Annotated in this window: 23 protein-coding genes; 7 read left to right on the plus strand and 16 right to left on the minus strand. The window is 40.3% G+C overall.

What is annotated here, in order from left to right:
* The first annotated feature begins 49 nt into the window (after positions 1–49).
* The 7 genes from ilvC (at position 50) to budA (ending at position 7,953) form a co-directional block, all read left to right on the plus strand.
* Positions 50–1,045: a ketol-acid reductoisomerase gene (gene ilvC, locus HCX62_RS08175; RefSeq protein WP_009931317.1), complete on the plus strand. Its 996-nt coding sequence runs from the start codon at positions 50–52 to the stop codon at positions 1,043–1,045.
* Between the two features lie 159 nt (positions 1,046–1,204).
* Positions 1,205–2,743 carry a 2-isopropylmalate synthase gene (locus HCX62_RS08180; protein ID WP_185480935.1) on the plus strand — a complete coding sequence of 513 codons (1,539 nt, stop codon included), beginning with the start codon at positions 1,205–1,207 and terminating at the stop codon, positions 2,741–2,743.
* A 1-nt stretch (position 2,744) separates the two neighbouring features.
* Complete coding sequence (gene leuB, locus HCX62_RS08185) at positions 2,745–3,797, plus strand: 3-isopropylmalate dehydrogenase (protein WP_185638357.1); 1,053 nt, start codon at positions 2,745–2,747, stop codon at positions 3,795–3,797.
* A 1-nt stretch (position 3,798) separates the two neighbouring features.
* A complete protein-coding gene (gene leuC / locus HCX62_RS08190) occupies positions 3,799–5,187 on the plus strand; it encodes a 3-isopropylmalate dehydratase large subunit (protein ID WP_185638359.1) in 1,389 nt (462 codons plus the stop codon).
* A complete protein-coding gene (gene leuD, locus HCX62_RS08195) occupies positions 5,174–5,755 on the plus strand; it encodes a 3-isopropylmalate dehydratase small subunit (protein ID WP_185638360.1) in 582 nt (193 codons plus the stop codon). The genes leuC and leuD overlap by 14 nt, the downstream gene beginning before the upstream one ends.
* Positions 5,756–5,773: 18 nt before the next feature.
* Positions 5,774–7,042, plus strand: coding sequence for a threonine ammonia-lyase (ilvA, locus tag HCX62_RS08200; protein WP_185638842.1), 1,269 nt, complete (start codon positions 5,774–5,776; stop codon positions 7,040–7,042).
* Between the two features lie 191 nt (positions 7,043–7,233).
* Complete coding sequence (budA, locus tag HCX62_RS08205) at positions 7,234–7,953, plus strand: acetolactate decarboxylase (RefSeq protein WP_185638362.1); 720 nt, start codon at positions 7,234–7,236, stop codon at positions 7,951–7,953.
* Between the two features lie 41 nt (positions 7,954–7,994).
* Here the strand turns inward: budA and HCX62_RS08210 are convergent, their stop codons facing one another.
* The 16 genes from HCX62_RS08210 to HCX62_RS08285 form a co-directional block, all read right to left on the minus strand.
* Positions 7,995–9,296 (minus strand): pyrimidine-nucleoside phosphorylase, encoded by a 1,302-nt coding sequence (locus HCX62_RS08210; protein WP_185638364.1) that lies wholly within the window; start codon positions 9,294–9,296, stop codon positions 7,995–7,997.
* Between the two features lie 130 nt (positions 9,297–9,426).
* Positions 9,427–10,437: a substrate-binding domain-containing protein gene (locus HCX62_RS08215; protein WP_185638366.1), complete on the minus strand. Its 1,011-nt coding sequence runs from the start codon at positions 10,435–10,437 to the stop codon at positions 9,427–9,429.
* A 79-nt stretch (positions 10,438–10,516) separates the two neighbouring features.
* Entirely contained in the window at positions 10,517–11,188 is a 672-nt protein-coding gene (deoC, locus tag HCX62_RS08220; protein ID WP_003724140.1) for a deoxyribose-phosphate aldolase, read from the minus strand.
* A 61-nt stretch (positions 11,189–11,249) separates the two neighbouring features.
* Positions 11,250–12,197, minus strand: coding sequence for a DNA-binding transcriptional repressor DeoR (gene deoR, locus HCX62_RS08225; RefSeq protein WP_185638368.1), 948 nt, complete (start codon positions 12,195–12,197; stop codon positions 11,250–11,252).
* Between the two features lie 96 nt (positions 12,198–12,293).
* Positions 12,294–12,710, minus strand: coding sequence for a PTS sugar transporter subunit IIA (locus HCX62_RS08230; RefSeq protein ID WP_003723160.1), 417 nt, complete (start codon positions 12,708–12,710; stop codon positions 12,294–12,296).
* A 16-nt stretch (positions 12,711–12,726) separates the two neighbouring features.
* Entirely contained in the window at positions 12,727–13,722 is a 996-nt protein-coding gene (locus tag HCX62_RS08235; RefSeq protein ID WP_185638370.1) for an SIS domain-containing protein, read from the minus strand.
* Between the two features lie 22 nt (positions 13,723–13,744).
* Positions 13,745–14,809 carry an SIS domain-containing protein gene (locus tag HCX62_RS08240; protein ID WP_185638372.1) on the minus strand — a complete coding sequence of 355 codons (1,065 nt, stop codon included), beginning with the start codon at positions 14,807–14,809 and terminating at the stop codon, positions 13,745–13,747.
* Between the two features lie 12 nt (positions 14,810–14,821).
* The gene (locus HCX62_RS08245) at positions 14,822–15,643 is read right to left on the minus strand and encodes a PTS system mannose/fructose/sorbose family transporter subunit IID (RefSeq protein ID WP_003723163.1); all 822 of its coding nucleotides are present in this window, start codon (positions 15,641–15,643) and stop codon (positions 14,822–14,824) included.
* Positions 15,624–16,442 (minus strand): PTS mannose/fructose/sorbose/N-acetylgalactosamine transporter subunit IIC, encoded by an 819-nt coding sequence (locus HCX62_RS08250; protein WP_003723164.1) that lies wholly within the window; start codon positions 16,440–16,442, stop codon positions 15,624–15,626. Before HCX62_RS08250 ends, HCX62_RS08245 begins: the two co-directional genes overlap by 20 nt.
* Before the next feature lie 22 nt (positions 16,443–16,464).
* Positions 16,465–16,932, minus strand: coding sequence for a PTS sugar transporter subunit IIB (locus HCX62_RS08255; RefSeq protein WP_003732004.1), 468 nt, complete (start codon positions 16,930–16,932; stop codon positions 16,465–16,467).
* 19 nt (positions 16,933–16,951) lie between these two features.
* Positions 16,952–17,653, minus strand: coding sequence for a GntR family transcriptional regulator (locus tag HCX62_RS08260; protein ID WP_003723166.1), 702 nt, complete (start codon positions 17,651–17,653; stop codon positions 16,952–16,954).
* Position 17,654: 1 nt separating this feature from the next.
* The gene (locus HCX62_RS08265; RefSeq protein WP_185638374.1) at positions 17,655–18,386 is read right to left on the minus strand and encodes a GntR family transcriptional regulator; all 732 of its coding nucleotides are present in this window, start codon (positions 18,384–18,386) and stop codon (positions 17,655–17,657) included.
* Positions 18,387–18,558: 172 nt separating this feature from the next.
* Entirely contained in the window at positions 18,559–19,554 is a 996-nt protein-coding gene (locus HCX62_RS08270; protein WP_185638376.1) for an aldo/keto reductase, read from the minus strand.
* Positions 19,555–19,673: 119 nt separating this feature from the next.
* Entirely contained in the window at positions 19,674–21,371 is a 1,698-nt protein-coding gene (gene alsS, locus HCX62_RS08275) for an acetolactate synthase AlsS (RefSeq protein WP_185638378.1), read from the minus strand.
* A 237-nt stretch (positions 21,372–21,608) separates the two neighbouring features.
* Positions 21,609–21,809 (minus strand): cold-shock protein CspB, encoded by a 201-nt coding sequence (cspB, locus tag HCX62_RS08280; protein ID WP_003720346.1) that lies wholly within the window; start codon positions 21,807–21,809, stop codon positions 21,609–21,611.
* Positions 21,810–22,096: 287 nt separating this feature from the next.
* Positions 22,097–22,792, minus strand: a complete 696-nt coding sequence (locus tag HCX62_RS08285) for a phosphatase PAP2 family protein (protein WP_185638380.1) — start codon at positions 22,790–22,792, stop codon at positions 22,097–22,099.
* Between the last annotated feature and the right edge of the window lie 13 nt (positions 22,793–22,805).

Below are 22,805 nucleotides of genomic sequence, written 5' to 3' on the forward strand. Positions count from 1 at the left end.
CACTTGCTATTCTGAAATATAAAAAGAAACTAGTTGGAGGTTAGGAAAAATGACAAAAGTTTATTATGAAGATGCAGTAAAGAACAACGCACTAGAAGGTAAAACAGTAGCAGTAATCGGGTACGGTTCTCAAGGCCATGCGCATTCACAAAATCTACGTGACAATGGCAATAACGTTATTATCGGAATTCGCGAAGGAAAATCTGCCGAATCTGCTAGAAACGATGGTTTTGATGTTTATTCTGTTAGCGAAGCCGCTGATAAAGCTGATGTTATCATGATTCTTTTGCCAGATGAAACACAAGGCGAAACATACGAAAATGAAATTAAACCTAACCTAAAAGCTGGTAATTCACTTGTTTTCGCTCATGGTTTTAACATTCATTTTGACGTAATTAATCCTCCAAGCGATGTAGATGTTTTTCTAGTAGCTCCAAAAGGTCCTGGTCACTTAGTTCGCCGTACATTTGTTGAAGGTGGCGCGGTTCCGTCCCTATTCGCAATCTACCAAGATGCAACTGGAAACGCACGTGATACAGCCCTTTCTTACGCAAAAGGTATTGGCGCAACTCGTGCTGGCGTTATCGAAACTACTTTCAAAGAAGAAACAGAAACCGATCTATTCGGCGAACAAGCAGTTCTTTGTGGGGGTGCGACTCACCTTATCCAAGCTGGATTTGAAACACTTGTAGAAGCTGGCTACCAACCAGAACTTGCTTATTTTGAAGTACTACATGAAATGAAACTGATTGTTGATTTGATGTATGAAGGCGGCATGGAAAAAATGCGCCACTCGATCTCCAACACAGCAGAATATGGTGATTATGTTTCTGGTCCTCGTGTTGTTACAGCTGATACGAAAAAAGCAATGAAAGAAGTACTTACCGACATTCAAAATGGTAACTTTGCTAAATCTTTCATCAATGACAACAAAAACGGCTTTAAAGAGTTCCATAGAATGCGCAAAGAACAACAAGGTCATCAAATCGAAAAAGTTGGCGCGGAACTGCGCGAAATGATGCCATTTGTAAAACCACAACATTAATACTTAATTCGGATTGCTAGGTGGGATTTCTCGCCTAGCAACCGTTTATCCTTTTTTCGATATGAGTTTAAGGTAGAATGCATTTCTTTCTTAAACTGATACTGAAAGCAGGAAAAATCCAAGCTTCCCTATCTAATATAAAACAAGAGGTGAAATCGAATGAAGAAAATCCAGTTTTTTGATACTACACTTAGAGATGGCGAACAAACCCCTGGAGTTAATTTTGACGTAAAGGAGAAAATCCAGATTGCCTTACAACTCGAAAAACTTGGAATTGATGTGATTGAAGCCGGCTTTCCGATTTCTTCTCCTGGAGATTTTGAATGCGTCAAGGCGATTGCAAAAGCGATTAAACATTGTTCTGTAACAGGGCTAGCGCGCTGTGTTGAAGGAGATATCGACCGCGCGGAAGAAGCGCTTAAAGACGCTGTTTCTCCGCAAATACATATCTTCCTAGCAACGAGCGATGTGCATATGGAATACAAATTAAAAATGAGTCGGGCGGAAGTTCTCGCTTCCATTAAACACCACATTAGTTACGCAAGACAAAAATTTGAAGTTGTACAGTTTTCCCCAGAAGACGCAACTCGGTCAGATCGTGCTTTTCTGATTGAAGCAGTGCAAACAGCAATTGATGCCGGAGCAACTGTCATTAACATTCCGGACACGGTCGGTTACACTAACCCAACCGAATTCGGCCAACTGTTCCAAGATTTGCGCCGCGAAATAAAGCAGTTTGATGATATTATTTTCGCTTCCCATTGTCACGATGACCTTGGTATGGCGACTGCAAATGCACTCGCCGCAATCGAAAATGGCGCAAGACGCGTCGAAGGTACAATTAATGGGATTGGTGAACGTGCTGGAAATACAGCTCTTGAAGAAGTTGCTGTCGCGCTTCATATTCGCAAAGATTTTTATCAAGCAGAAACAAATATCGTTTTGAACCAATTTAAAAATTCTAGTGATTTGATTAGTCGCTTGTCTGGTATGCCTGTTCCGCGTAATAAAGCCGTAATTGGTGGTAATGCTTACGCGCACGAATCCGGTATTCATCAAGATGGCGTACTAAAAAATCCAGACACGTATGAAATTATCACCCCTGCCCTAGTTGGCGTAGATAAAAACTCGCTTCCTCTTGGTAAACTTTCTGGAAAACATGCCTTCAATACACGCATGGAAGAAATGGGTTACACACTAACCGAACAAGAACAAAAAGATGCCTTTAAACGTTTCAAACAACTAGCAGATGCCAAAAAAGAAGTAACTGAAGAAGACTTGCACGCGTTAATTCTCGGCCAATCTTCCGAGTCAGCCGATGATTTCGAACTAAAACATTTGCAAGTTCAATATGTTACTGGCGGCGTCCAAGGTGCGATTGTTCGCATTGAAGAACGTGATGGCGCTCTAGTAGAAGACGCAGCAACTGGTTCTGGAAGCATTGAAGCGATTTACAACACAATTAATCGCCTAATGAAACAAGACATCGAATTAACCGATTATCGTATCCAAGCAATTACAGCCGGCCAAGATGCCCAAGCAGAAGTCCATGTCGTCATTAAAAATGACAAAGGCGCTGAGTTCCATGGTATCGGTATTGATTTTGACGTTTTAACTGCTAGTGCTAAAGCTTATTTGCAAGCATCAGGCAAAAGCAAAACCGCCAGCAAGCAAGCTGATTTCGAGGAGGTAAAGTAACGTGACCTATAAAATTACTTCCCTAGCTGGCGACGGAATTGGTCCAGAAATTATGACTTCTGGACTTCAAGTATTAGAGGCAGTCGCAAAAAAATACAACCATACGTTTGAAATTGAATCCCATCCCTTTGGCGGCGCAGGAATTGACGCAGCTCACGACCCAATCCCCTCTTCCACCTTAAAAGCGTGCCAAGATGCTGACGCGATTTTACTTGGGGCTATCGGTGGTCCTAAATGGGATAACGCGCCGAAACGTCCCGAAGATGGCCTACTTGCACTACGAAAAGCGCTTGGTCTTTTCGCCAACATTCGCCCTATCCAAGTTCCGAGTTCCATCACGCACCTTTCTCCTTTAAAAAAGGAAATTGTCGAGAACACTGATTTTGTCGTTGTTCGTGAGTTAACTGGCGGACTTTACTTCGGGGAACCGAAACATTGGGACGATGCGGCTGCTGTGGATTCTCTAACGTATACACGAGCAGAAATCGAGCGAATTATCGAGAAAGCTTTCGAAATAGCTGCGACGAGAAATAAAAAAGTTACTTCTGTGGATAAAGCGAATGTGCTAGCTTCTAGTAAACTATGGCGAAAAATTGCTGAAGAAGTGGCTAGCCGTCATCCAGATATTACATTGGAGCATTTATACGTCGATGCCGCTGCGATGATTATGATTCAGCGACCGACGACTTTTGATGTCATCGTGACAGAAAATTTATTTGGCGATATTTTAAGCGATGAAGCCTCTGTTATTACTGGTTCATTAGGAATGCTCCCTTCTGCTAGCCATGCGGAAAACGGACCATCTTTATACGAACCAATTCACGGATCTGCACCAGATATCGCTAATCAAAATATTGCCAATCCAATGTCGATGATTTCTTCAGTTTCGATGATGCTCCGCCAATCCTTTTCGCTTTTTAAAGAAGCAGATGCGATTGATGCGGCAGCTACAAGAACAATGCAAGCTGGATTTTTAACCGCTGACCTTGGTGGAAACACTACTACGACAGACTTTACAAAAGAAGTTCTAAGACAAATTGAAGGAGGAGAATAAAATGGGGAAAACACTTTTCGATAAACTTTGGAACCGTCATGTCATTTATGGCAAAGAAGGTGAACCGCAATTATTATATGTTGACCTTCATTTGATTCATGAAGTTACTTCTCCTCAAGCGTTTGAAGGACTGAGAATGGAAAAACGGCCACTTCGTAGACCGGATAAAACGTTCGCGACAATGGATCACAATGTTCCTACTGAAGATATTTTCAATATCCAAGATCTTGTTGCTAAAAAACAAATTGAAGCACTGCAAACCAACTGCGCGGAATTCGGCGTAACGCTAGCTGATATGGGCAGTGACCGTCAAGGCATCGTGCATATGGTTGGACCTGAAACCGGGCTAACCCAACCAGGCAAAGTGATTGTTTGCGGGGATTCTCATACCGCGACACATGGCGCTTTTGGAGCAATTGGGTTTGGGATTGGTTCTAGTGAAGTAGAACATGTTTTTGCGACTCAAACGATTTGGCAACAAAAGCCAAAATCAATGGGCATTGAAATTAGCGGCAAACTTCCAAAAGGCGTTTATGCGAAAGATATTATTTTGCATTTGATTGCTACTTATGGCGTTGCATTTGGAACTGGTTATGCGGTCGAATACTACGGCGATACCATTCGTAATATGTCGATGGAAGAACGGATGACAATTTGCAATATGGCAATTGAAGGCGGTGCAAAAATGGGCATGATGGCTCCAGATGAAACTACTTTTGAATATGTGCGCGGTCGTGAATATGCTCCCGCTGATATGGATAAAGCAATTAGCGACTGGAAAACGCTTCAAACTGACCCAGATGCAGAATATGACCTCCATATCCAAATGGATGCTAGTATTTTGGAACCTTATGTCACTTGGGGAACGAATCCTGAAATGGGCGTCCCTTTTTCGAAGGCATTTCCGGAAATTAAAGATATGAACTATGAGCGCGCCTATGAATATATGGGGCTAAAACCCGGACAAACGGCGGAACAAATCGAGCTTGGTTATGTCTTCATCGGTTCCTGTACGAACGCTCGGCTTTCTGACTTAGAAGAAGCCGCTCGTATCGTCAAAGGAAACAAAGTGAAAAATAATATTCGCGCACTCGTTGTCCCTGGTTCCCGCCAAGTGCGTAATGCGGCAGAATCTATTGGACTGGATAAGATTTTTATAGAAGCTGGTTTTGAATGGCGTGAACCTGGTTGTTCGATGTGTCTAGGAATGAATCCTGACCAAGTACCAGACGGCGTTCACTGTGCCTCTACTTCGAATCGTAACTTTGAAGGACGGCAAGGCAAAGGCGCCCGGACTCATCTCGTTTCACCAGCAATGGCTGCGGCCGCGGCAATCAATGGACACTTTATCGATATTCGAAAGGAGGCGGTTATCAGTGGAGGAAATTAAAGTACACATTGGAAAAACAGTGGCGCTAATGAACGACAATATCGATACAGACCAAATCATTCCCAAAAGTTTCCTAAAACGGATTGAGCGGACTGGTTTTGGTGAATTTCTCTTTGATAGTTGGCGTTATCTACCGAATCGTAAACCAAACCCGGATTTCCCACTAAATGCTCCAGACCGCCAAGAAGCGACTATTTTAATTACAGGCGAAAATTTTGGTTGTGGTTCTTCACGGGAACATGCCGCATGGGCGCTACTTGATTACCGTTTCCGCGTGATTATCGCAGGAAGTTATAGTGATATTTTTTATATGAATTGTACGAAAAATGGCGTGCTACCCATCGTCCTTCCTAAAGAAGCTCGTGAAAAATTAGCGGGAATTGCAGCCGACGAGGAAGTGACGATTGACTTGCCAAAACAGCAAGTCGTTAGTTCAGTTGGCACCTACCCTTTTGAGATTGATGCTACGTGGAAAAATAAATTTATTAATGGACTGGATGATATCGCCATTACATTCGAACATATTGATGCGATTAAAGCCTATGAACAAAAAGTGGATTCAATATAAGAAAAGGTAGTGAGGATGATGGAATTAGTTGACTTATTAGTGACAGAAGAAGATGTCGAAAAGGCCTACGACGTATTAAAATCAGTCGTCAAGCATACACCACTTGAATATGATTTCTATCTTTCGGAAAAATATCATTGCAATGTGTATCTTAAACGCGAAGACTTACAACGAGTTCGTTCGTTTAAATTACGCGGTGCTTTTTACGCTATTTCCAGACTGTCAGCGGAGCAGTTAGAACACGGTGTTGTTTGTGCAAGTGCAGGAAATCATGCGCAAGGAGTCGCTTATACGTGTAAACGCATGACGGTTCCTGCCACGATTTTCATGCCAACAACTACACCACAGCAAAAAGTGTCACAAGTAAAATTTTTCGGCGGTAGTAACGTTGAGGTTGTCTTAATTGGCGACACATTTGATGCGTCCGCAACTGCGGCAAAAGAATTCGCGGCAGAACACGGCCAAACTTTTATCCCACCGTTTGACGATCCTGATATTATCGCTGGGCAAGGTTCGCTCGCTGTGGAGATGGTGAAGGATTTAAATAAAGCACACGAACAAGCGGATTACGTTTTTGCTGGCATTGGTGGTGGTGGTTTAATTAGCGGCGTCGCAACGTATCTCAAAGCGAAAAGTCCTATCACCAAAATTATCGGAGTCGAACCAGCTGGCGCGCCTTCGATGACTGAAGCGTTAAAACAAAACCAAGTCGTAACGCTTGATAAAATCGATAAATTTGTCGATGGCGCTGCGGTGAAAGAAGTTGGGAGCCTGACGTTTCAGCATGCGAAAGTATTAGTTGATGAAGTGACAACTATTTCTGAAGGCGCCGTTTGTTCCACAATTTTGGACATGTATACGAAGCAAGCAATTGTCGCCGAACCAGCTGGTGCTCTTTCTGTTGCTGCACTTGAAACGTATCGGGAGGAAATCAAAGACAAGACGGTGGTTTGTATCGTGAGTGGTGGGAATAATGACATCAACCGCATGCAAGAAATTGAAGAACGCTCCCTACTCCACGAAGGCCTAAAACATTATTTTATCGTTAATTTTTCACAACGTCCTGGTGCTTTGAAGGAATTTGTTAACGATGTGCTCGGTCCGCATGATGATATTACTAAATTCGAATATACGAAAAAGGTAAATCGTGGTAATGGACCAGTTATTATCGGCGTTCTCTTGCAAGATAGAAACGATTATGAAGGCTTACTCGACCGAGTTGCGGCATTTGATCCAAGCTATATTCCGATTAATGACAATCAAACACTCTACACATTACTTGTTTAAAAAAGGTTCTCGCATTGCGCGGGAACTTTTTTATATTACAGTTTCTCCTTCTGTTATAGTAACAGTTTATTTTAGAAATCAGTTTAAAATCTTTTGTTTAAGGATATAAAGTAGTATAATGAACATATAGAAATTAAACTGTATTATTTAAAAACAACTTTTTATATATAACAATTCAAGGAGTGGCAATGATGGACGCAGTTAGAAAAAATCGATTATTTCAGCATTCTACAATGGCAGCACTTGTTGGTGGACTTTTCAGTGGAACAACGAGTTTCAAAGAATTACTACAACACGGTGACCTTGGCATAGGAACACTTGATCAATTTGATGGCGAGTTAATTATTTTGGACGGAGAAGCTTTCCAAATACGTTCGGACGGGCAAGCGTATAAAGTAAAACCGGAAGATACGACGCCTTATGCAAGCACTACTTTTTTTGAAGCAGATACTTCTTTTGCTGTTTCCGAACCGACATCGAAACAAGCGGTAGAGGAAAAAATCGCGGAATTAGTACAAGGACCGAACGTTTTTTACGCGGTGAAAATGACCGGGAATTTCCGTTATGTGGATACTCGCGTTGTACCAAAACAACAACGACCATATCCACCACTCATTGAAGCGGTGAAAGAACAACCAACCTATCATTTTGAATATATTACGGGTACGATTGTTGGTTTTTGGACACCAGCTTATATTAGCGGTATTGGCGTTTCTGGTTATCATGTGCATTTTATTGATGATATGCGTAAAATTGGTGGTCATGTGTTTGACTACGAAATGCTTGAAGGTACAGTAGAAGTCGCACAACAAACTGAATTCGAATTACAATTACCGCAAACGACCGAATTCCTAAGAAGCGATTTAAGTACACCCGATATGCTAGAACAAATTGAAGCAGCGGAAAATTGATTCATAGAAAAAGCGCCCAAATTAGCTTGGGCGCTTTTTATTTATTCTGTAATAATTTTATGAACAAGCGTTGGTGCAGTTGCTTGGTCAGAGATTTTGATGTTTTCGTAGATTTTCGCTTTCACGTTTTCTACCTCTTCTTGATCCGCAAAAATGGTTACTAGTGACTCGCCTTCTTGGACTGCATCGCCAACTTTTTTACGTAACATTAAGCCTACTGCCAAATTGATTTCGTCTTCTTTGGTTGCGCGGCCTGCTCCGAGAATCATTGCAGCGATTCCAATTTCATCGGCAACGATTTGGCTTACGAAACCAGATGTTTTAGCTGGTACTTCGATTTGGTATTTTGCTTGTGGAAGTTTTTCCGGATGGTCAACTATGCTTGCGTCACCACCTTGATTGGAAAGGAACGTTTTGAATTTCTCAAGCGCTGCGCCGTTTTCAATTACTTCGATTAATTTGGCACGAGCTTCCTCTAATGTTGCTGCTTTTTTAGCAAGTACGACCATTTGGCTGCCGAGTACTAAGACTAATTCTGTTAAGTCTTCTGGTCCTTGGCCTTTTAATGTATCGATAGCTTCTTTTACTTCTAAAGCGTTTCCGATTGCTTCACCAAGTGGTTGAGACATGTCGGAAATAACTGCCATTGTATTTCTGCCAACGTTATTGCCGATGCGAACCATGGCATGCGCTAGGTTTTCTGCATCTTCGTCGGTTTTCATAAATGCGCCCGCGCCGGTTTTTACATCAAGCACAATTGCGTCTGCGCCTGCTGCAATTTTTTTACTCATGATAGAGCTTGCGATAAGCGGAATGGAGTTGACAGTTCCTGTTACATCACGAAGCGCGTACATTTTTTTATCAGCTGGAGTAAGGTTACCTGATTGGCCAATAACTGCTACTTTATCGCGGTTTACTAGGTTGATGAAATCTTTTTTATCTAGTTCGATATGGAAACCTTCGATGGATTCTAATTTATCAATTGTGCCTCCCGTATGACCTAAGCCACGTCCGGACATTTTTGCAACGGGAACGCCTACTGCGGCTACAAGCGGAGCAAGTACAAGTGTCGTCGTATCACCAACACCACCAGTACTATGTTTGTCGACTTTGATTCCTTCAATTGCGGATAGGTCAATCGTGTCGCCAGAACCTACCATTGCCATTGTTAAATCCGCGCGTTCTTGATCGTTCATATCTTGGAAAAAGATTGCCATGGCTAGAGCACTTGCTTGATAATCTGGAATTTCCCCATTTGTATACCCATCAATGAAAAACTGAATTTCTTCTGTTGATAAAGCTTTGCCGTCCCTCTTCTTGGAAATAATATCCACCATTCTCATTTCTCTTCACCCTTTCTTTTTGTCCACTTTAGCATTTTATGTATCTTTATTGAGAACGGTTACACTTTTTAAGTAAACCGTTTTACTAAACAAGAACATGTGCTTAACATGCTCACTATATCGTACTCGCTCACTTGTTGTCAATAGTTTTTGTACTACTACGATTGATTAGAGAAATGTCTAGTAAACGGTTCTCTAGTTTCTCGCTTGGATTTTGCAGGTTTTTCAGCAAAAGTTCTGCGGCAATTTCACCGATACCGTAGATTGGTTGGCGAACTGTTGTAAGTGGCGGGGTCATATATTCGGAAAGTTCGATGTCATCAAATCCGATGACGCTGAGATCGTTAGGAATGCTCAGATTTTTTTCAAGTGCCGCCCGATACGTTCCCATCGCCATTAAATCATTGGTTGCAAAAATGGCACTCAGCTTTTCTTGAAGTAATTTTTGCGTGGCGATATAACCGCCATTCATCGTTTGGTCCCCGCTAACAATCCAGCTATCTTTTACCGGAAGTTGATAATCTTTCATACACGCCAAGTAACCTTCGTAACGCTCGTGTACGTTATAAAATGATGTATCAGAAATAATGATTCCGATATTCGTATGGCCAAGTTCAATTAAATGCTCGGTCGCCATATAGCCGCCTTTGAAATCATCAATCGCAATATTACCTTCTTGCCTTGGATTCCGCTGACGGTCAAGTAAAATATACGGTGAACGCTTCTCTTCCATACGTTTGATGACACCTGAGAGCAGAATATTAGGGCTGGCGATAATTAAGCCATCGACAGCCCGGTGCAATAATTCTTCAACGTATAAATCTTCTCGTTCTTTATCATTAGAAGAGTTACAAAGCATAATCATGTAACCTTCTTTATTCAAGTAATCCTCGGCCCCTTTAACCATTTGCGAGAAAAAAGGATCGGTTACTTCCGGGACAATCATTCCGATCGTATTCGTGTGGCTAACAATCATGTTTTTTGCGAAAAAGTTTGGTTTGTAAGACATCTCTTTTGCAGTTTTCAGGACTTTTTCACGAGTTAAGTCGCTAAATCGTTCCCCTTTACCATTCAAAATTTGAGAAATCGTCGTAATTGAAACGCCTGTCTTTTCAGCTATTTCGCGGATGGTTGCAGCCATTTAAACTCCCCCAGTCAGATTATCTATTCTCCTTATTTTGCCACATTTGAGAATAATAATAAAGGGGTTTCATTCAAAATTAGTAATTATCAGGTTTAGCTGGTTTTTCGCCGGAAACAATTGCAACGCCTGCACTTGCGCCAATACGAGTTGCGCCTGCTTCGATCATTTTTTCTACATCTTCTTTCGTACGAACTCCACCAGATGCTTTTACGCCGATGTTTGGTCCAACTGTTTTACGCATTAAGGCGATATCTTCGGCAGTTGCGCCACCAGTTGAAAATCCTGTAGATGTTTTAACGAAGTCTGTTCCTGCTTTTACAGCGATTTCGCATGCGCGAACTTTTTCTTCGTCTGTTAATAGGCAAGTTTCGATAATTACTTTTACTAATGCTTTTCCTTTGGCAGCATCGACTACAGCTCGAATATCGCGTTCTACTAATTCGTCATCCTTGTCTTTAAGTGCACCGATATTGATAACCATATCGACTTCTTTCGCACCGTTTTGGATGGCATCTTTCACTTCGAATGCTTTCACTTCTGGCGTATTTGCTCCAAGCGGGAAACCGATAACGGTACATACAACGGATTCTGCTCCAGCAAGTTGTTCAGCGGATAGTTTTACCCAAGTTGGGTTCACACATACGGATGCAAAGCCGTATTCTCTCGCTTCTTTTGTTAGGGTTAAAATTTGTTCTTTCGTTGTGTCTGGTTTTAAAGCAGTATGGTCGATCATTTTAGCAATTGTCATTTTAAAAACTCCTTTAAATTGTATTTGGTTTCATCATATCGCACCACAGAACATTTGTAAACTAATTGATGAAATTTTGTTCAAGTAGCTGTTTTGCGGTAAATTGGTCGGTAATAAAATGGTTGGCATAACCGCCACGAAGCGCGCCGTGAATCGCTTTTATTTTTCGTTCACCGCCTGCGACAAGGATAGCTGTTTCTTTTTGTTTTAAATCTTGCAAATTGATGCCGATGGTTCGTTCGTCCATTTTTTCGTCAGCAATTTCGCCGTCGATTGTAAAAAAGCGTGAACAAATATCGCCGACTACTTTTTCTTTTAAGCGTGTTTTTTCTTCATCAGAAAAATAGCCTAGGCGGAAAAGCAGGGCTTCATCACGCACAGTTCCTACGGTAAAAATAGCGATATTGGCTTTTTTACCGAGTTCGATGATGTTTTTTATATGGCGATCTGCTTCTACCATTTGCTTAGCGAGCGGATTATCAAGCACAACAGGAAGCGGCAATGATACCGGAGCTGTGTCACAGGCAGCCCCGAATAATGCTAACGTTTCAGCAGCATACGTATTGACATCAGAATGACTCACGCCACCTTTAAGTTGGACGATTTTTATTTCTGCTTTTAATTGGGCTAGTTTTTGAGCGATTTTGTACATCGTTGTTCCCCAACTTACACCAAGAATATCGCCATCATGGATAATTTCTTCCAAATATTCTGCGGCGCTTTGGCTGATTTGCTTGGTGATTTCGCTGTAATCATTTGTTTGACTGAAAGCAACGGTGACGTTTTTTAGTTGGTACTTTTCTTTTAAAGCGCCGGCCAGTTCTGTGAGGTTAGAAAATGGATCTTGGACTTCGATTTTGACGTATCCTTTTGTTTTCGCGTTTTGGAGCAATCTGGAAACGGTCGGTCTGGAAACACCTAGACGCGTGGCGATTTCTTGCTGACCGAGATCCGATTGATAGTACAGTCTCGCCACCTCAACGCTGAGCTGTTCTTTTTGTTTATCCATTTCATCCCTCCATCTTTTTCTTTTTAGTATAACGTAAGAACAGGGATAGTTCGAGAGGGAAGATAAAAAAAGACAGCCGCGGCTGTCTTTTTCCTATTAAAAATCTTCTTCTATTTCTTCAAGCGGCGCGGCGTATTCATAAATCCCTAACCGCCCAGTTTCGGCAACTTGATTCGCAAGTTGTTTTAAGGATAGCGTTTCACGACTGAGGAATGCTTCTAATAAAAGCGGAATATTCACGCCTGCGACAAGTTCTACTGCATCAAAATTTCCGAGCAAGCGAACGAGCACATTAAACGGAGTGCCACCTTTTAAATCAGTTAGAAATAATACGCCTTCTGTTAAATCGAGTTTGGCTACTTCACTGGCAATTTTCGCCTGTAAGTTTTCCGCGGATTCATTCACTTCAAAAGGAACAAAACTTGTATTTTCTTGTTTACCGCAAATCATTTCCGCAGATTGAATGAGTTCTTTTGCGGCGTTTCCATGAGTACAAACAAAAATTGCTTTCATTTTCTAAACCGCCTTTTTAATAGTCTAACTGACGATAGTATCTTCTGATTTCCATTGGGTGACAGTTAATTTTTTCCACGTGTACGTCAATACGATTATTAACTGCGTGGATAATAAATGGTGACAACGCCTCTCTGAATTTAGCGGAAATACCCGGCATATCGTAATCTTTTGCATCAATGACTGTATAATTGGCGCAAATTTGTGGAATGAAATTAACTACCCGTTCACTTAATGAGCGCTGGCTATCTTCTGTCACATAAATCGTAACTGGCGTATCGCGTTCTACAATTTCAAACATGCCATGGAAAAACTCATGTGACTCAATCGATTTCGTTTTAATCCAGTGCTGTTCTTCCCAGTAACACATTGCGTATGAATAGGTCGCACCCCACTGATTCCCAGCACCAACGAAATAATGAATGTCGTCTTGATGATGTTTTAGCGCAAATTCTTGACCAAATTTATCTGCCGCTTTTTCTACTTCTACAATCCCTTTAGCAAAATGTTGATCCATTTCTTGATAAAACGCATCATAATCTTCAAATTCACCTGCTAAATACATAAAACGATCTGCCACCATAAAGAATTTTAATTGTTCATTTAACGGATAGGAGATTAAGTGATCTACTAAATTAGCAAGTTCGGTTTCCGCTTTATCAATAAACCCAAATACAGTCGCACCAATTTCATTACATTTTTTCACAGCATCTACTACTTCTTGCGTACTTCCGGTTACCGATGAAATAACTACAAGTGTATCTTTGGTGACACGTTTATTGCCTGTCGTTAGAAACACAGCCGCATTTTCATAAAAAGTTTCTAGCGCCGTTTTTTCTTTCATATGCACCACAGCTTGCATGGCGGATGCATATGTTCCGCCAATTCCTAGCCAGCAAATATTACTAAAACCACGGTGGTGTATTTGGTCAACTACTTCATTAATTTGCGGACGTAATTTAAGCGCCCCTTCCATGTTTTCTCTCACTTTTTGTTCATCAAATTTTAGCACTCTTCATTCCTACTTTCTTTGATTAAATTTTGGATTTTGTTATTTTATCAAATTCCGGAAAAGCGGATACTTCTAAATTAATTCCTTTTTTCTTGGAAATTTCAAAGGATAATAAATGAACCGGGATAGTCATAAATAGCGGCGCCAGAAGTTCTGCTGTCCGCATACCAAGTAATAAATCATCCGCGTTTTCCCCGCCTGCATCCGCATAAATTGTCCGGATTTTCTTTACATGATCTTGTAAAAATTGTTTTAATTTTTCCGCGCGATCTTCTAGTAATCCTTGAGGTTCAAGGAAGATAATATAGTCTCGTTCGGATAAACCTATATATGGTCCATGCATATATTCTTCTAGCTCTTTACCAAATGAAGTAATCCGGATGGTTTCTGTTACTTTTGTTTCTCCTTCGCGCGCTACACCATAAGCAGCGCCGTATCCTATGAAGAAAACTCGTTCCGCTTCCATCAATTCCTGTGTATGCTCGTTCACCCAAGTAGCTGATTTCTCTATCACTTGTGGTAAATGAGCGGTAATTTTTTTCAATTCTGCAATTTCCGCCTGATACTCTTCTTCCAACATTTTCTCTTGTAAAAGGGCTAGCTCAAGCGCCATTAAATTTAACATGAGAATGGTTGCACTATAGCCAAGCGTGACATATGGCATCTCTTCTATGCCCATCCCGAGATCAATTGCCCGCGTACTTTCTTTAGCAATCGGGCTAGTTAAATCACTCGTTAAAGTGAAAACAATACCTCCTTGACGCTCAATTTCTTTTACGAGATGGATGGTGGAGTAACTGTGCCCACCTTGTGATATAGCGATGTATAAAGTGTTTTTGTTTAAATGAAGCATGTAATTTCCTGCAGTAGATGGTTCTTCCACATATACCGGAATAGCGAGTTTATCCGACATATATAACTGCGCTGCGAATGCCGCATTAGAACTAGAACCTGTTGCAAAAATAACAATTGCTTGATAGTCCACTTTCTCCATTTGAATGACCTTTTGTAAAAGATCTTTTCGACTTCGGATGATATTTTCATAAACGTTTTGTTCCGACCGGATATAATAATCCATGTTTTTCATTTTTTCACCTACTTATTTTAATAAACCTGTGAATGCCCCTAAAATCCCAATTCCTGCGATTAATAGAAGAATCCAATGTGCTTTTAGTCCTTTTTTATCTAACCAGAAAATAAAGAAGGTGAAGCCAAGTGCTAGAATTCCTGGGACGATACCGTCAAAAACACTTTGAATCGTTACTGCATCATCACCAGAACCAAATTTCATTGGCATATTAATGTTTACCATCGTGGCGACCATCGCACCAACAACAGCCAGACCGATAACCGAAGCACCATAAGACAGTTTATCCATTAATCCAGTTTTTTGAATTTTTTCGATAAAGTTAGCTCCAATGTTATAACCAATGAATAACCCATAATAACGAGTCAGAATAGCTGGAATATTGAAAATAAGGAGGAATAAAATCGGCCCTAACATATTTCCTTGTAGCGCTAAGGAAGTTCCAATACCTGTAGCGATAACGCGTAAAGTTCCCCAGAAGAACGAATCTCCAATCCCACTAAGAGGACCCATTAATGCTACTTTTATATTATTGATAGAATCTGTGTCAAAATCTTTATCTTTCGCAGATTGCTCTTCCATCGCAATGGATATCCCGAGCGGAAAAGTGGAAAGCCACGGTGTTACGTTATAAAATTCTAAATGTCTTTGATAAGAAGAAATTCGTTTGTCTTTATCATTTTTGAAAATTTTGTTCAGAGCTGGTAGCATGGAAAATCCATAACCGAGATTGGATTGTCGTTCGTAGTTCCATGACCATTCCATCGTGAACGAGCGCCAAAAAACTTTCATTAAGTCTTTTTTCGTTAATACGTCAGAACTCTTCATCTTCATAATTTATACCTCCATCATTCGCAAGTGCTGGCTCTGTATTTGTATTTTTCGGACCATTGTCATTTTTAAGTGTTGCATAACCTGTTAAAATTAGCGCTAAACATGCAGCGAAAATCGCTACGCCTGTTACAGGAACTTTTAAGTAAACAGCTAACGCGAAGCCAAATACGAAAAATACCGCATTCTTTTTGTTGACCATCAATTTGAGAAGCAAAGCAAAACCATATGCTGGCAGTAAACCAGTCGCTATTCCAAGTCCCGTTATAACGAAAGCTGGGATGGCATCAAGTACGTTTTGAATAACCGGGCTTCCTACTAAATAGGATGTCGCGACAATAATACCAATTGGCAAGTTGATTGATAAAAACCCACCTAGTAACTGCATTCGACTAATCCCTCGTGAATTTCCCTCGAGTGCGTATTTATCTGCTTTATGAACAAAGTAAGGTAATACGAAAATAAAGCATAGATTTTTAACAACAAGTACAAGGGAGGCAATTGGAATCCCAAGCGCTAACGCTACGGCTGTGCTTTCACCAGTCGAAATCGCGAAGGCAGTTCCTAATATACTTCCTGAAATAATTTCTGGAGGGATTGATGCTCCAATAGAAAATGATCCCACAAAAGCTAATTCTAAAGTTGCCCCCATAATAATCCCCATTTGTACATCCCCCATGATAAGCCCGGCGAGTGTACATGTTACAAGTGGTCTTGATAGCATCGATGAACCAAATAAATATTCTCCATTTGCAAGCATTGCTGCAAGTGCAAGCAAAATCGCTGTTCCAAACTGTTCCATAATTTATCCCTTCTTTCGTCTTTTATGCTTCAAAGGTTACTTTTTTCTCGTTAGGCACTTGCTGCATAAACACATCTACTTTTTCTTTTTGAAGTTCTTTTAATTTCTCTACTTCTTCAGGTGTTAAATTAACTGCTTTGGAAAAATTGGCTGTTCCTTCTCTTTGCTTCGTTCCGCCTAGATTTAACATCGGGATTTTACCATTCGTACCATGGATTAATTTGTAAGCGTCTTCAACCGATTCGACAACAATAAGCATGTTGTATTTATCAGTGACACCTGAATTAATCGCTTCGATACTTTCATCGATACTTTTCATGACTAGTTTTGCTGCCTCTGGTTTCGCAAGCCGTATTGCCGACTTACGAAAATCATCCGCTGCTACCCCATCATTTGCCACTAAAATTGTATTTACATCTAAAGCATTAAACCAAGATACAGCTACTTGTCCATGTAGTAAACGATGGTCTACTCTTAGAAATTGAATCATTTTTTCTTCCTCCTTAGTATTAGTTAAAATCAACTACATATTTGGTCGACTCAGCATCTTCATAATGATATTGGATGGCAATCGGCATTTCATTTTCTGCATAAAAGACACTGCTCAATTTAAAAACAGGATCATTTTCGTTTATATGCATATTTTTGATTTGCTCATTCCCAGCTAAAATAAGTTGAAGTTCCTGCTCAAGCTCAAATAATTTATATTTACCTGAATTAACAAGCTCAATAATATTAATAATTTGAAAATCCTTCGCTTGTAAATCAGGGTATAAACTTAACGGTAAAATTAAACGATCTAGTGTGACACCGTGTTCACTTTTTTGGACAAACTTGATAGAATACACAAGTTCATTCTCTTTTATACCAAACTTCTCTGCGTAAAACTTGCCAGCTTTGCGGATGTAAAAGTCTTTAATGTCTTTTTTCAAATTTTCATTGGTATCAGTTTTCATAACACCTGTCATTTCTAGAATATTCTGGGATGTAAGTTTTGGTTGGACGTATAGCCCCACACCGTTTTTACGAACGACCAAACCTTCTTCGACTAATAAATCTACCGCGCGGCGAATAGTTGTCCGACTGCTAGAAAAAATTTCTTGTAAGGCTGTTTCGTTTGGCATAAGCATTCCCGTCTTATACTCATCGCGATTAATACTATCTTTTATTTCTGAAGCAATTACTTCAAAAAGTGGTTTTTTAGCTCCCATTTCACTCATCCTCCAAGTAATCAAATATGTTTTTCGCATTGATTTTGTATTTGATTTGATTACCAATTAGATATTGTTTGCTGTACTCAAACGGTTCATCATTTTGATCAAATGCTTTACTTACCACTTCAAAAAGCGGCGTGTTTAGTGGTACCTTTAATGCTTCTGCTAGCTTTTCATTCGCTGATACAAAGCGCAATTCTTCGCGCCCGTAGGTAGGTTTAATACCAAAGCGCTTTTCTAACACATTGTATAGCGAGGAATTATTTAAATCGATTTTTTCAATACCAGCAAATCTCGCGCTATCAATAAAAGATATTTCATAAGAAAACGGCTTATCATCAACTATTCTCCGCCGAACTAACTTAAACACTAGCTTATCTTCACTTAAGTTTAAAAAGTGATTCACCTCGTCTTTGCCAGCTACTATTTCTTGTGAGATTACTTCTACCTTTTGTTCTCCCGGCAATTGACTACTCATGGAATTCATTTGCAGTATATTGATTGTTTGCTTTTGGTTGATTTCGATTCCTTTTCGGTTTCTTTTTTGGATGACAGCTTCTTTTTCAAGTGTATCAAGTGACCGTCTGAGCGTGGTCCGGCTGACACCTAGTTCGTTTTCAAGCGCACGTTCTGATGGGAAACTTGTTTCTCCGGCTGCTACTTTTTCTTGGATAAGCTGTCTTAGTTGTTCTTCACTTTGCACTGCTGGCGACAAGTCTTTATATTCCATATTTCCACCTCTTTTTTCAAATCATCTATATATTTCACTTTTCTAAAAGATACAGCTTTAAACATTTTTAATACCACTTCATTGTAAACGGTTGCATTTTATTTGTCAATAGTCTTTTTACATAAAAAAAAGCATAAGTTAGATTTTTCCATCCAACTCATGCTCTGTTTGATTATTTAGTTGTAGGTAGTGCTCCAACTACTGGGTGCGGGATGTATAGTTCTTCTAGATAGTTAACTTCCGAAGCGGTTAGTTTAATATTTAGCGCCTCTACCGCGCTTTCTAGGTGACTTTCTTTTTGCGCACCGATGATTGGTGAAGTGATTTCGTCTTTGTTTAATAACCATGCTAAGGCGATTTTATCTCGAGATACTTGGTGTGTTTCCGCAAGTTCAGCTACACGTTCAATAATGCCTTTATCCGAGTTCATCATGCCATCGTATTTAGATTTTTGAATTGGATCGGTTTCGGAACGATTAGTTGTTTCAGAAAAATCGCGCGTTAGCCGACCTGATGCTAGTGGACTATATGGCGTAATCGCAATTTTTTCATCGCGACAAAATGGAATCATTTCTCGTTCTTCTTCCCGGTAAATCATGTTGTAATGATTTTGCATCGAAACAAATTTCGTCCAACCGTTTCTTTCTGCGACGCGTTGTGCTTTTTGGAACTGCCAGGCATACATCGCGCTTGCACCGATATAGCGCGCTTTCCCGGACTTAACGACATCGTGCAATGCTTCCATTGTTTCTTCGATTGGCGTATTTTCATCAAAACGGTGAATGATATATAAATCCACATAATCTGTTTCTAATCGTTTTAAGCTGTGGTCAATTTCGCTCAAAATTGTTTTTCTGGATAAACCGCCACTATTCGGACGATCTGGGCGCATGGTTTGATGTACTTTGGTTGCTAACACAATATCATCGCGGTTGGCGTAGTCTTTTAGCGCACGTCCGACAATTTTTTCACTTTCACCGTATGAATAAATATTAGCGGTATCGAAGAAATTAATGCCTAAATCGAGTGCTTTTTTAATAATTGGGCGGCTATTTGCTTCGTCCAAAACCCATTTATGAATCCATTTGTCTTTATCACCGAAGCCCATTGTTCCTAAACAAATTTTCGAAACATCCATTCCAGTGTTACCAAATTTAACATATTCCATTCAAAACCCTCCTAGTCAATTTCTAGTACTACTACAGCATAAACCTTGAAGTGCACTCCAAGTCAACCTTTTACTATAAAAAAATCCCCCGGAACATTCCGAGAGATTTTTTCACTTTATTAATAAAATTGGTCCGGTAGTAGTGTTTCGCCGAGTTTGATGTTATCACGATAATCAATTGGAATATCAACAACGACCGGTCCTTCTGTTTCAAGCGCTTCTTTTAAAACGTCTGCAAGCTCTGCTGGATTCGTTACGCGAAGTCCTTTCGCTCCAAAGCTTTCTGCGAATTTAACGATATCGACATCACCAAAACGAACAGCTGCTTCTTTACCGTATTTCATTTTTTGTTGGAAAGCGACCATGTCATAGCTACCGTCATTCCATACAAGGTGTACAAGCGGCGCACGCAAGCGGACAGCTGTTTCTAATTCCATGGCGGAGAATAGGAAACCACCATCTCCAGAAATCGAAACGACTTTTTCGCCTGGATGTACAAGTGTTGCAGCAATTCCCCAAGGAAGCGCAACACCAAGCGTTTGCATACCGTTACTGAAAAGTAGACGGCGTGGTTCATAAGAGCGGAAATGACGTGCCATCCAAATGTAATGAGAACCAACATCGACGGTTACTGTGACATTATCATCAATCGCTGAACGAAGCGTTTGAATGACAGACAACGGATGCACACGGTTTGTTTCGTCACTTTCTGGCGGAACATCTCGTTCTTCTAATTGTGCGTGAAGTTCTTTTAATGTTTCTAATTCTTTATCAGCTAGTTCTAAACCGCTGAATTTCGCATTGACACGGTCTAAAGTAAGCGCGATGTTGCCGACTAATTCCGTCACTGGTTGGTAATAATGATCAATATCAGCGCGAATATCATCTAGGTGAACAATCGTTCTATCTCCGGAAGCATTCCAAGCTTTTGGATCGTATTCAATCGGATCATAACCTACTGTAATAACTAAATCAGCTTTATTGAGCAAAATATCGCCTGGTTGATTGCGGAATAAACCAACACGGCCAAAGAAATTATCTTCTAGGTCGCGCGAAATCACACCAGCTGCTTGGAAAGTTTCTACTACTGGAATGCTTGTTTTTTGGAGTAAACGACGAATCGCACCAGTTACTTCTGGGCTTGAAGCACGCATACCTAATAACAATACTGGCAATTTCGCTTTTTTCAAACGGGCAACTAGTTTCGCAACTTGTTCTTTGGAAGCTGGACCATTTTCTGGTTTAGCAAGTGGGCGAATCGCTTTTACTGGGACATTTGGTTCGTTCACGATGTCTTGTGGCAAACTGATAAAAGCAGCACCTTGGTTCGGCTCTGCGGCAGAACGAAAAGCGTTGGTGATTGCTTCTGGAATACTTTCGGCATGAACTACTTCTTCGCTATATTTAGTAATCGGACGGAACAACGCCGCATTGTCCATAGATTGATGGGTTCTTTTTAGACGGTCTTGTCGCGTTACATTTCCGGCAATTGCAACGACTGGATCACCTTCTGCTGTCGCGGTTACAAGACCCGTTGCAAGGTTGGATGCTCCCGGTCCACTAGTTACAAGCACAACGCCTGGTTTCCCTGTTAAACGACCGATAGCAGCAGCCATAAATGCAGCATTTTGTTCGTGTCGGCTGACGATTAATTCTGGTCCGCGTTCTTCCATCACATCAAAAACTTTATCAATTTTTGCTCCGGGAATCCCGAAAACGTGGGTAACTCCTTGATTAATTAAGCTGTCTACAACTAAGTCTGCACCTGATTTTCCTTTTGCAACTACATTTTCTTGTTCTTTTTCAAGCTTTGCCATTTCCATCATCCTTTTGTTATATAAATTATTTATATTTTAATAGTACAGATTATAATAAAATCTCATTCACAAGACTTATTATACTACTCAAAAGAATTATTGCAAGATTACTGACTCAAAAACTGTTATACAACTAAATGAAAACTGTTATATAAATATCGCAAATAAAAAAAACACACAGCATCCCTTCTCCCTAAGAAGTTCGCTGTGTGTTTTTATTAGTTTAACGTGAACAGATTAAAGTTTAGTAACTTTTTCTGCTTGTGGGCCACGTTGGCCTTCAACGATTTCAAATTCAACGCTTTGACCTTCGTCTAAAGTTTTGAATCCGTCACCTTCGATAGCGCTGAAGTGTACGAATACATCATCTCCGCCTTCTACTTCGATGAAACCGAAGCCTTTTTCACTGTTAAACCATTTTACTGTACCTGTTTGCATATTTCACAAACCTCCAAAAATTTTCTTAATATGTTTCTTTTACTAACGAAAAAGATGTTAACAACAAGCTAAGCATTTTTTCAATTACAAAATTCACATATTAGTAAAGATACGCATCTATATCCATATCCTTACTAATACGTAAATATACTTCCTTCAACACTTATATATTAACGCCATCGCACAAATAAATCAAGCGAAAAAGCCGCACGGTTACAAAATAGATTATTCAGTTTACTACCAAAAAAACCCTGCTATAAGCTAATTCTTATAACAGGGTTTTATTCTTATTCAACGATACTTTTATCTTTAATACGCCATTTAACCAGTAAATTATGTAACGGTTTACGGGCTAAGAAATACACGCCTAGAGAGATTAGAACTGACGCTGTACCCAGGAAGAATCCGCCAAGTACATCTGTCGGGAAATGCACACCAAGATAAACACGTGTATACATTACAAACACGATGAAACCATAACCGATAATTCCAATAACGATTTTTTGCCACATTTTTGGCACGGTAAAGATTAAGAACATTGCTGCAAGGCCGTAGAAAACAGCTGTAGCAGTCGCGTGCCCGCTTGGGAAACTATAGCCTGACTCGCTTACTAACCAATTGATACCAGATGGGCGCGTACGGCCAACCAAGCTTTTCAAAACAAGATTTAGGACAACGCCACAAACGAGCATCGTGCCACCAAACCAAAGTCCAACAACAAATTTACGTAAAAAGAATAAAATAAGGACGACTACAACAGTTAAAATAATCGTTGTTTCTGCACTTCCTAGGTTAGTCACTAATTTGACGATGGATGTTTTATCCGGTTGAATTCCGCCGCGGATTTTTTCAATCCAACTTAGGTCAAAACGCGCTACCCAATTACTTTCTGTTGCAATAGCTGAGGCGATGGTAATAAATAAAATAAGACAAAACCCGCCAATAACGAATAAGGGTGTTGCTTTTTTTCGATTTGTATTCATGGTTAACTCCTTT

It is taken from the genome of Listeria swaminathanii (assembly GCF_014229645.1).
Lineage (GTDB): Bacteria > Bacillota > Bacilli > Lactobacillales > Listeriaceae > Listeria > Listeria swaminathanii.

Bases quoted from the DNA above. Each gene is read 5' to 3' on its own strand.
- HCX62_RS08270 (WP_185638376.1), bottom strand. From the start codon at position 19,554: ATGGAATATGTTAAATTTGGTAACACTGGAATGGATGTTTCGAAAATT.
- ilvC (WP_009931317.1), top strand. From the start codon at position 50: ATGACAAAAGTTTATTATGAAGATGCAGTAAAGAACAACGCACTAGAA.
- HCX62_RS08250 (WP_003723164.1), bottom strand. From the start codon at position 16,442: ATGGAACAGTTTGGAACAGCGATTTTGCTTGCACTTGCAGCAATGCTT.
- alsS (WP_185638378.1), bottom strand. From the start codon at position 21,371: ATGGCAAAGCTTGAAAAAGAACAAGAAAATGTAGTTGCAAAAGGAAAA.
- HCX62_RS08180 (WP_185480935.1), top strand. From the start codon at position 1,205: ATGAAGAAAATCCAGTTTTTTGATACTACACTTAGAGATGGCGAACAA.
- deoR (WP_185638368.1), bottom strand. From the start codon at position 12,197: ATGGATAAACAAAAAGAACAGCTCAGCGTTGAGGTGGCGAGACTGTAC.
- HCX62_RS08215 (WP_185638366.1), bottom strand. From the start codon at position 10,437: ATGGCTGCAACCATCCGCGAAATAGCTGAAAAGACAGGCGTTTCAATT.
- budA (WP_185638362.1), top strand. From the start codon at position 7,234: ATGGACGCAGTTAGAAAAAATCGATTATTTCAGCATTCTACAATGGCA.
- deoC (WP_003724140.1), bottom strand. From the start codon at position 11,188: ATGACAATTGCTAAAATGATCGACCATACTGCTTTAAAACCAGACACA.
- HCX62_RS08210 (WP_185638364.1), bottom strand. From the start codon at position 9,296: ATGAGAATGGTGGATATTATTTCCAAGAAGAGGGACGGCAAAGCTTTA.
- HCX62_RS08260 (WP_003723166.1), bottom strand. From the start codon at position 17,653: ATGGGAGCTAAAAAACCACTTTTTGAAGTAATTGCTTCAGAAATAAAA.
- ilvA (WP_185638842.1), top strand. From the start codon at position 5,774: ATGGAATTAGTTGACTTATTAGTGACAGAAGAAGATGTCGAAAAGGCC.
- HCX62_RS08265 (WP_185638374.1), bottom strand. From the start codon at position 18,386: ATGGAATATAAAGACTTGTCGCCAGCAGTGCAAAGTGAAGAACAACTA.
- HCX62_RS08240 (WP_185638372.1), bottom strand. From the start codon at position 14,809: ATGAAAAACATGGATTATTATATCCGGTCGGAACAAAACGTTTATGAA.
- leuC (WP_185638359.1), top strand. From the start codon at position 3,799: ATGGGGAAAACACTTTTCGATAAACTTTGGAACCGTCATGTCATTTAT.
- HCX62_RS08245 (WP_003723163.1), bottom strand. From the start codon at position 15,643: ATGAAGATGAAGAGTTCTGACGTATTAACGAAAAAAGACTTAATGAAA.
- cspB (WP_003720346.1), bottom strand. From the start codon at position 21,809: ATGCAAACAGGTACAGTAAAATGGTTTAACAGTGAAAAAGGCTTCGGT.
- HCX62_RS08285 (WP_185638380.1), bottom strand. From the start codon at position 22,792: ATGAATACAAATCGAAAAAAAGCAACACCCTTATTCGTTATTGGCGGG.
- HCX62_RS08230 (WP_003723160.1), bottom strand. From the start codon at position 12,710: ATGAAAGCAATTTTTGTTTGTACTCATGGAAACGCCGCAAAAGAACTC.
- HCX62_RS08255 (WP_003732004.1), bottom strand. From the start codon at position 16,932: ATGATTCAATTTCTAAGAGTAGACCATCGTTTACTACATGGACAAGTA.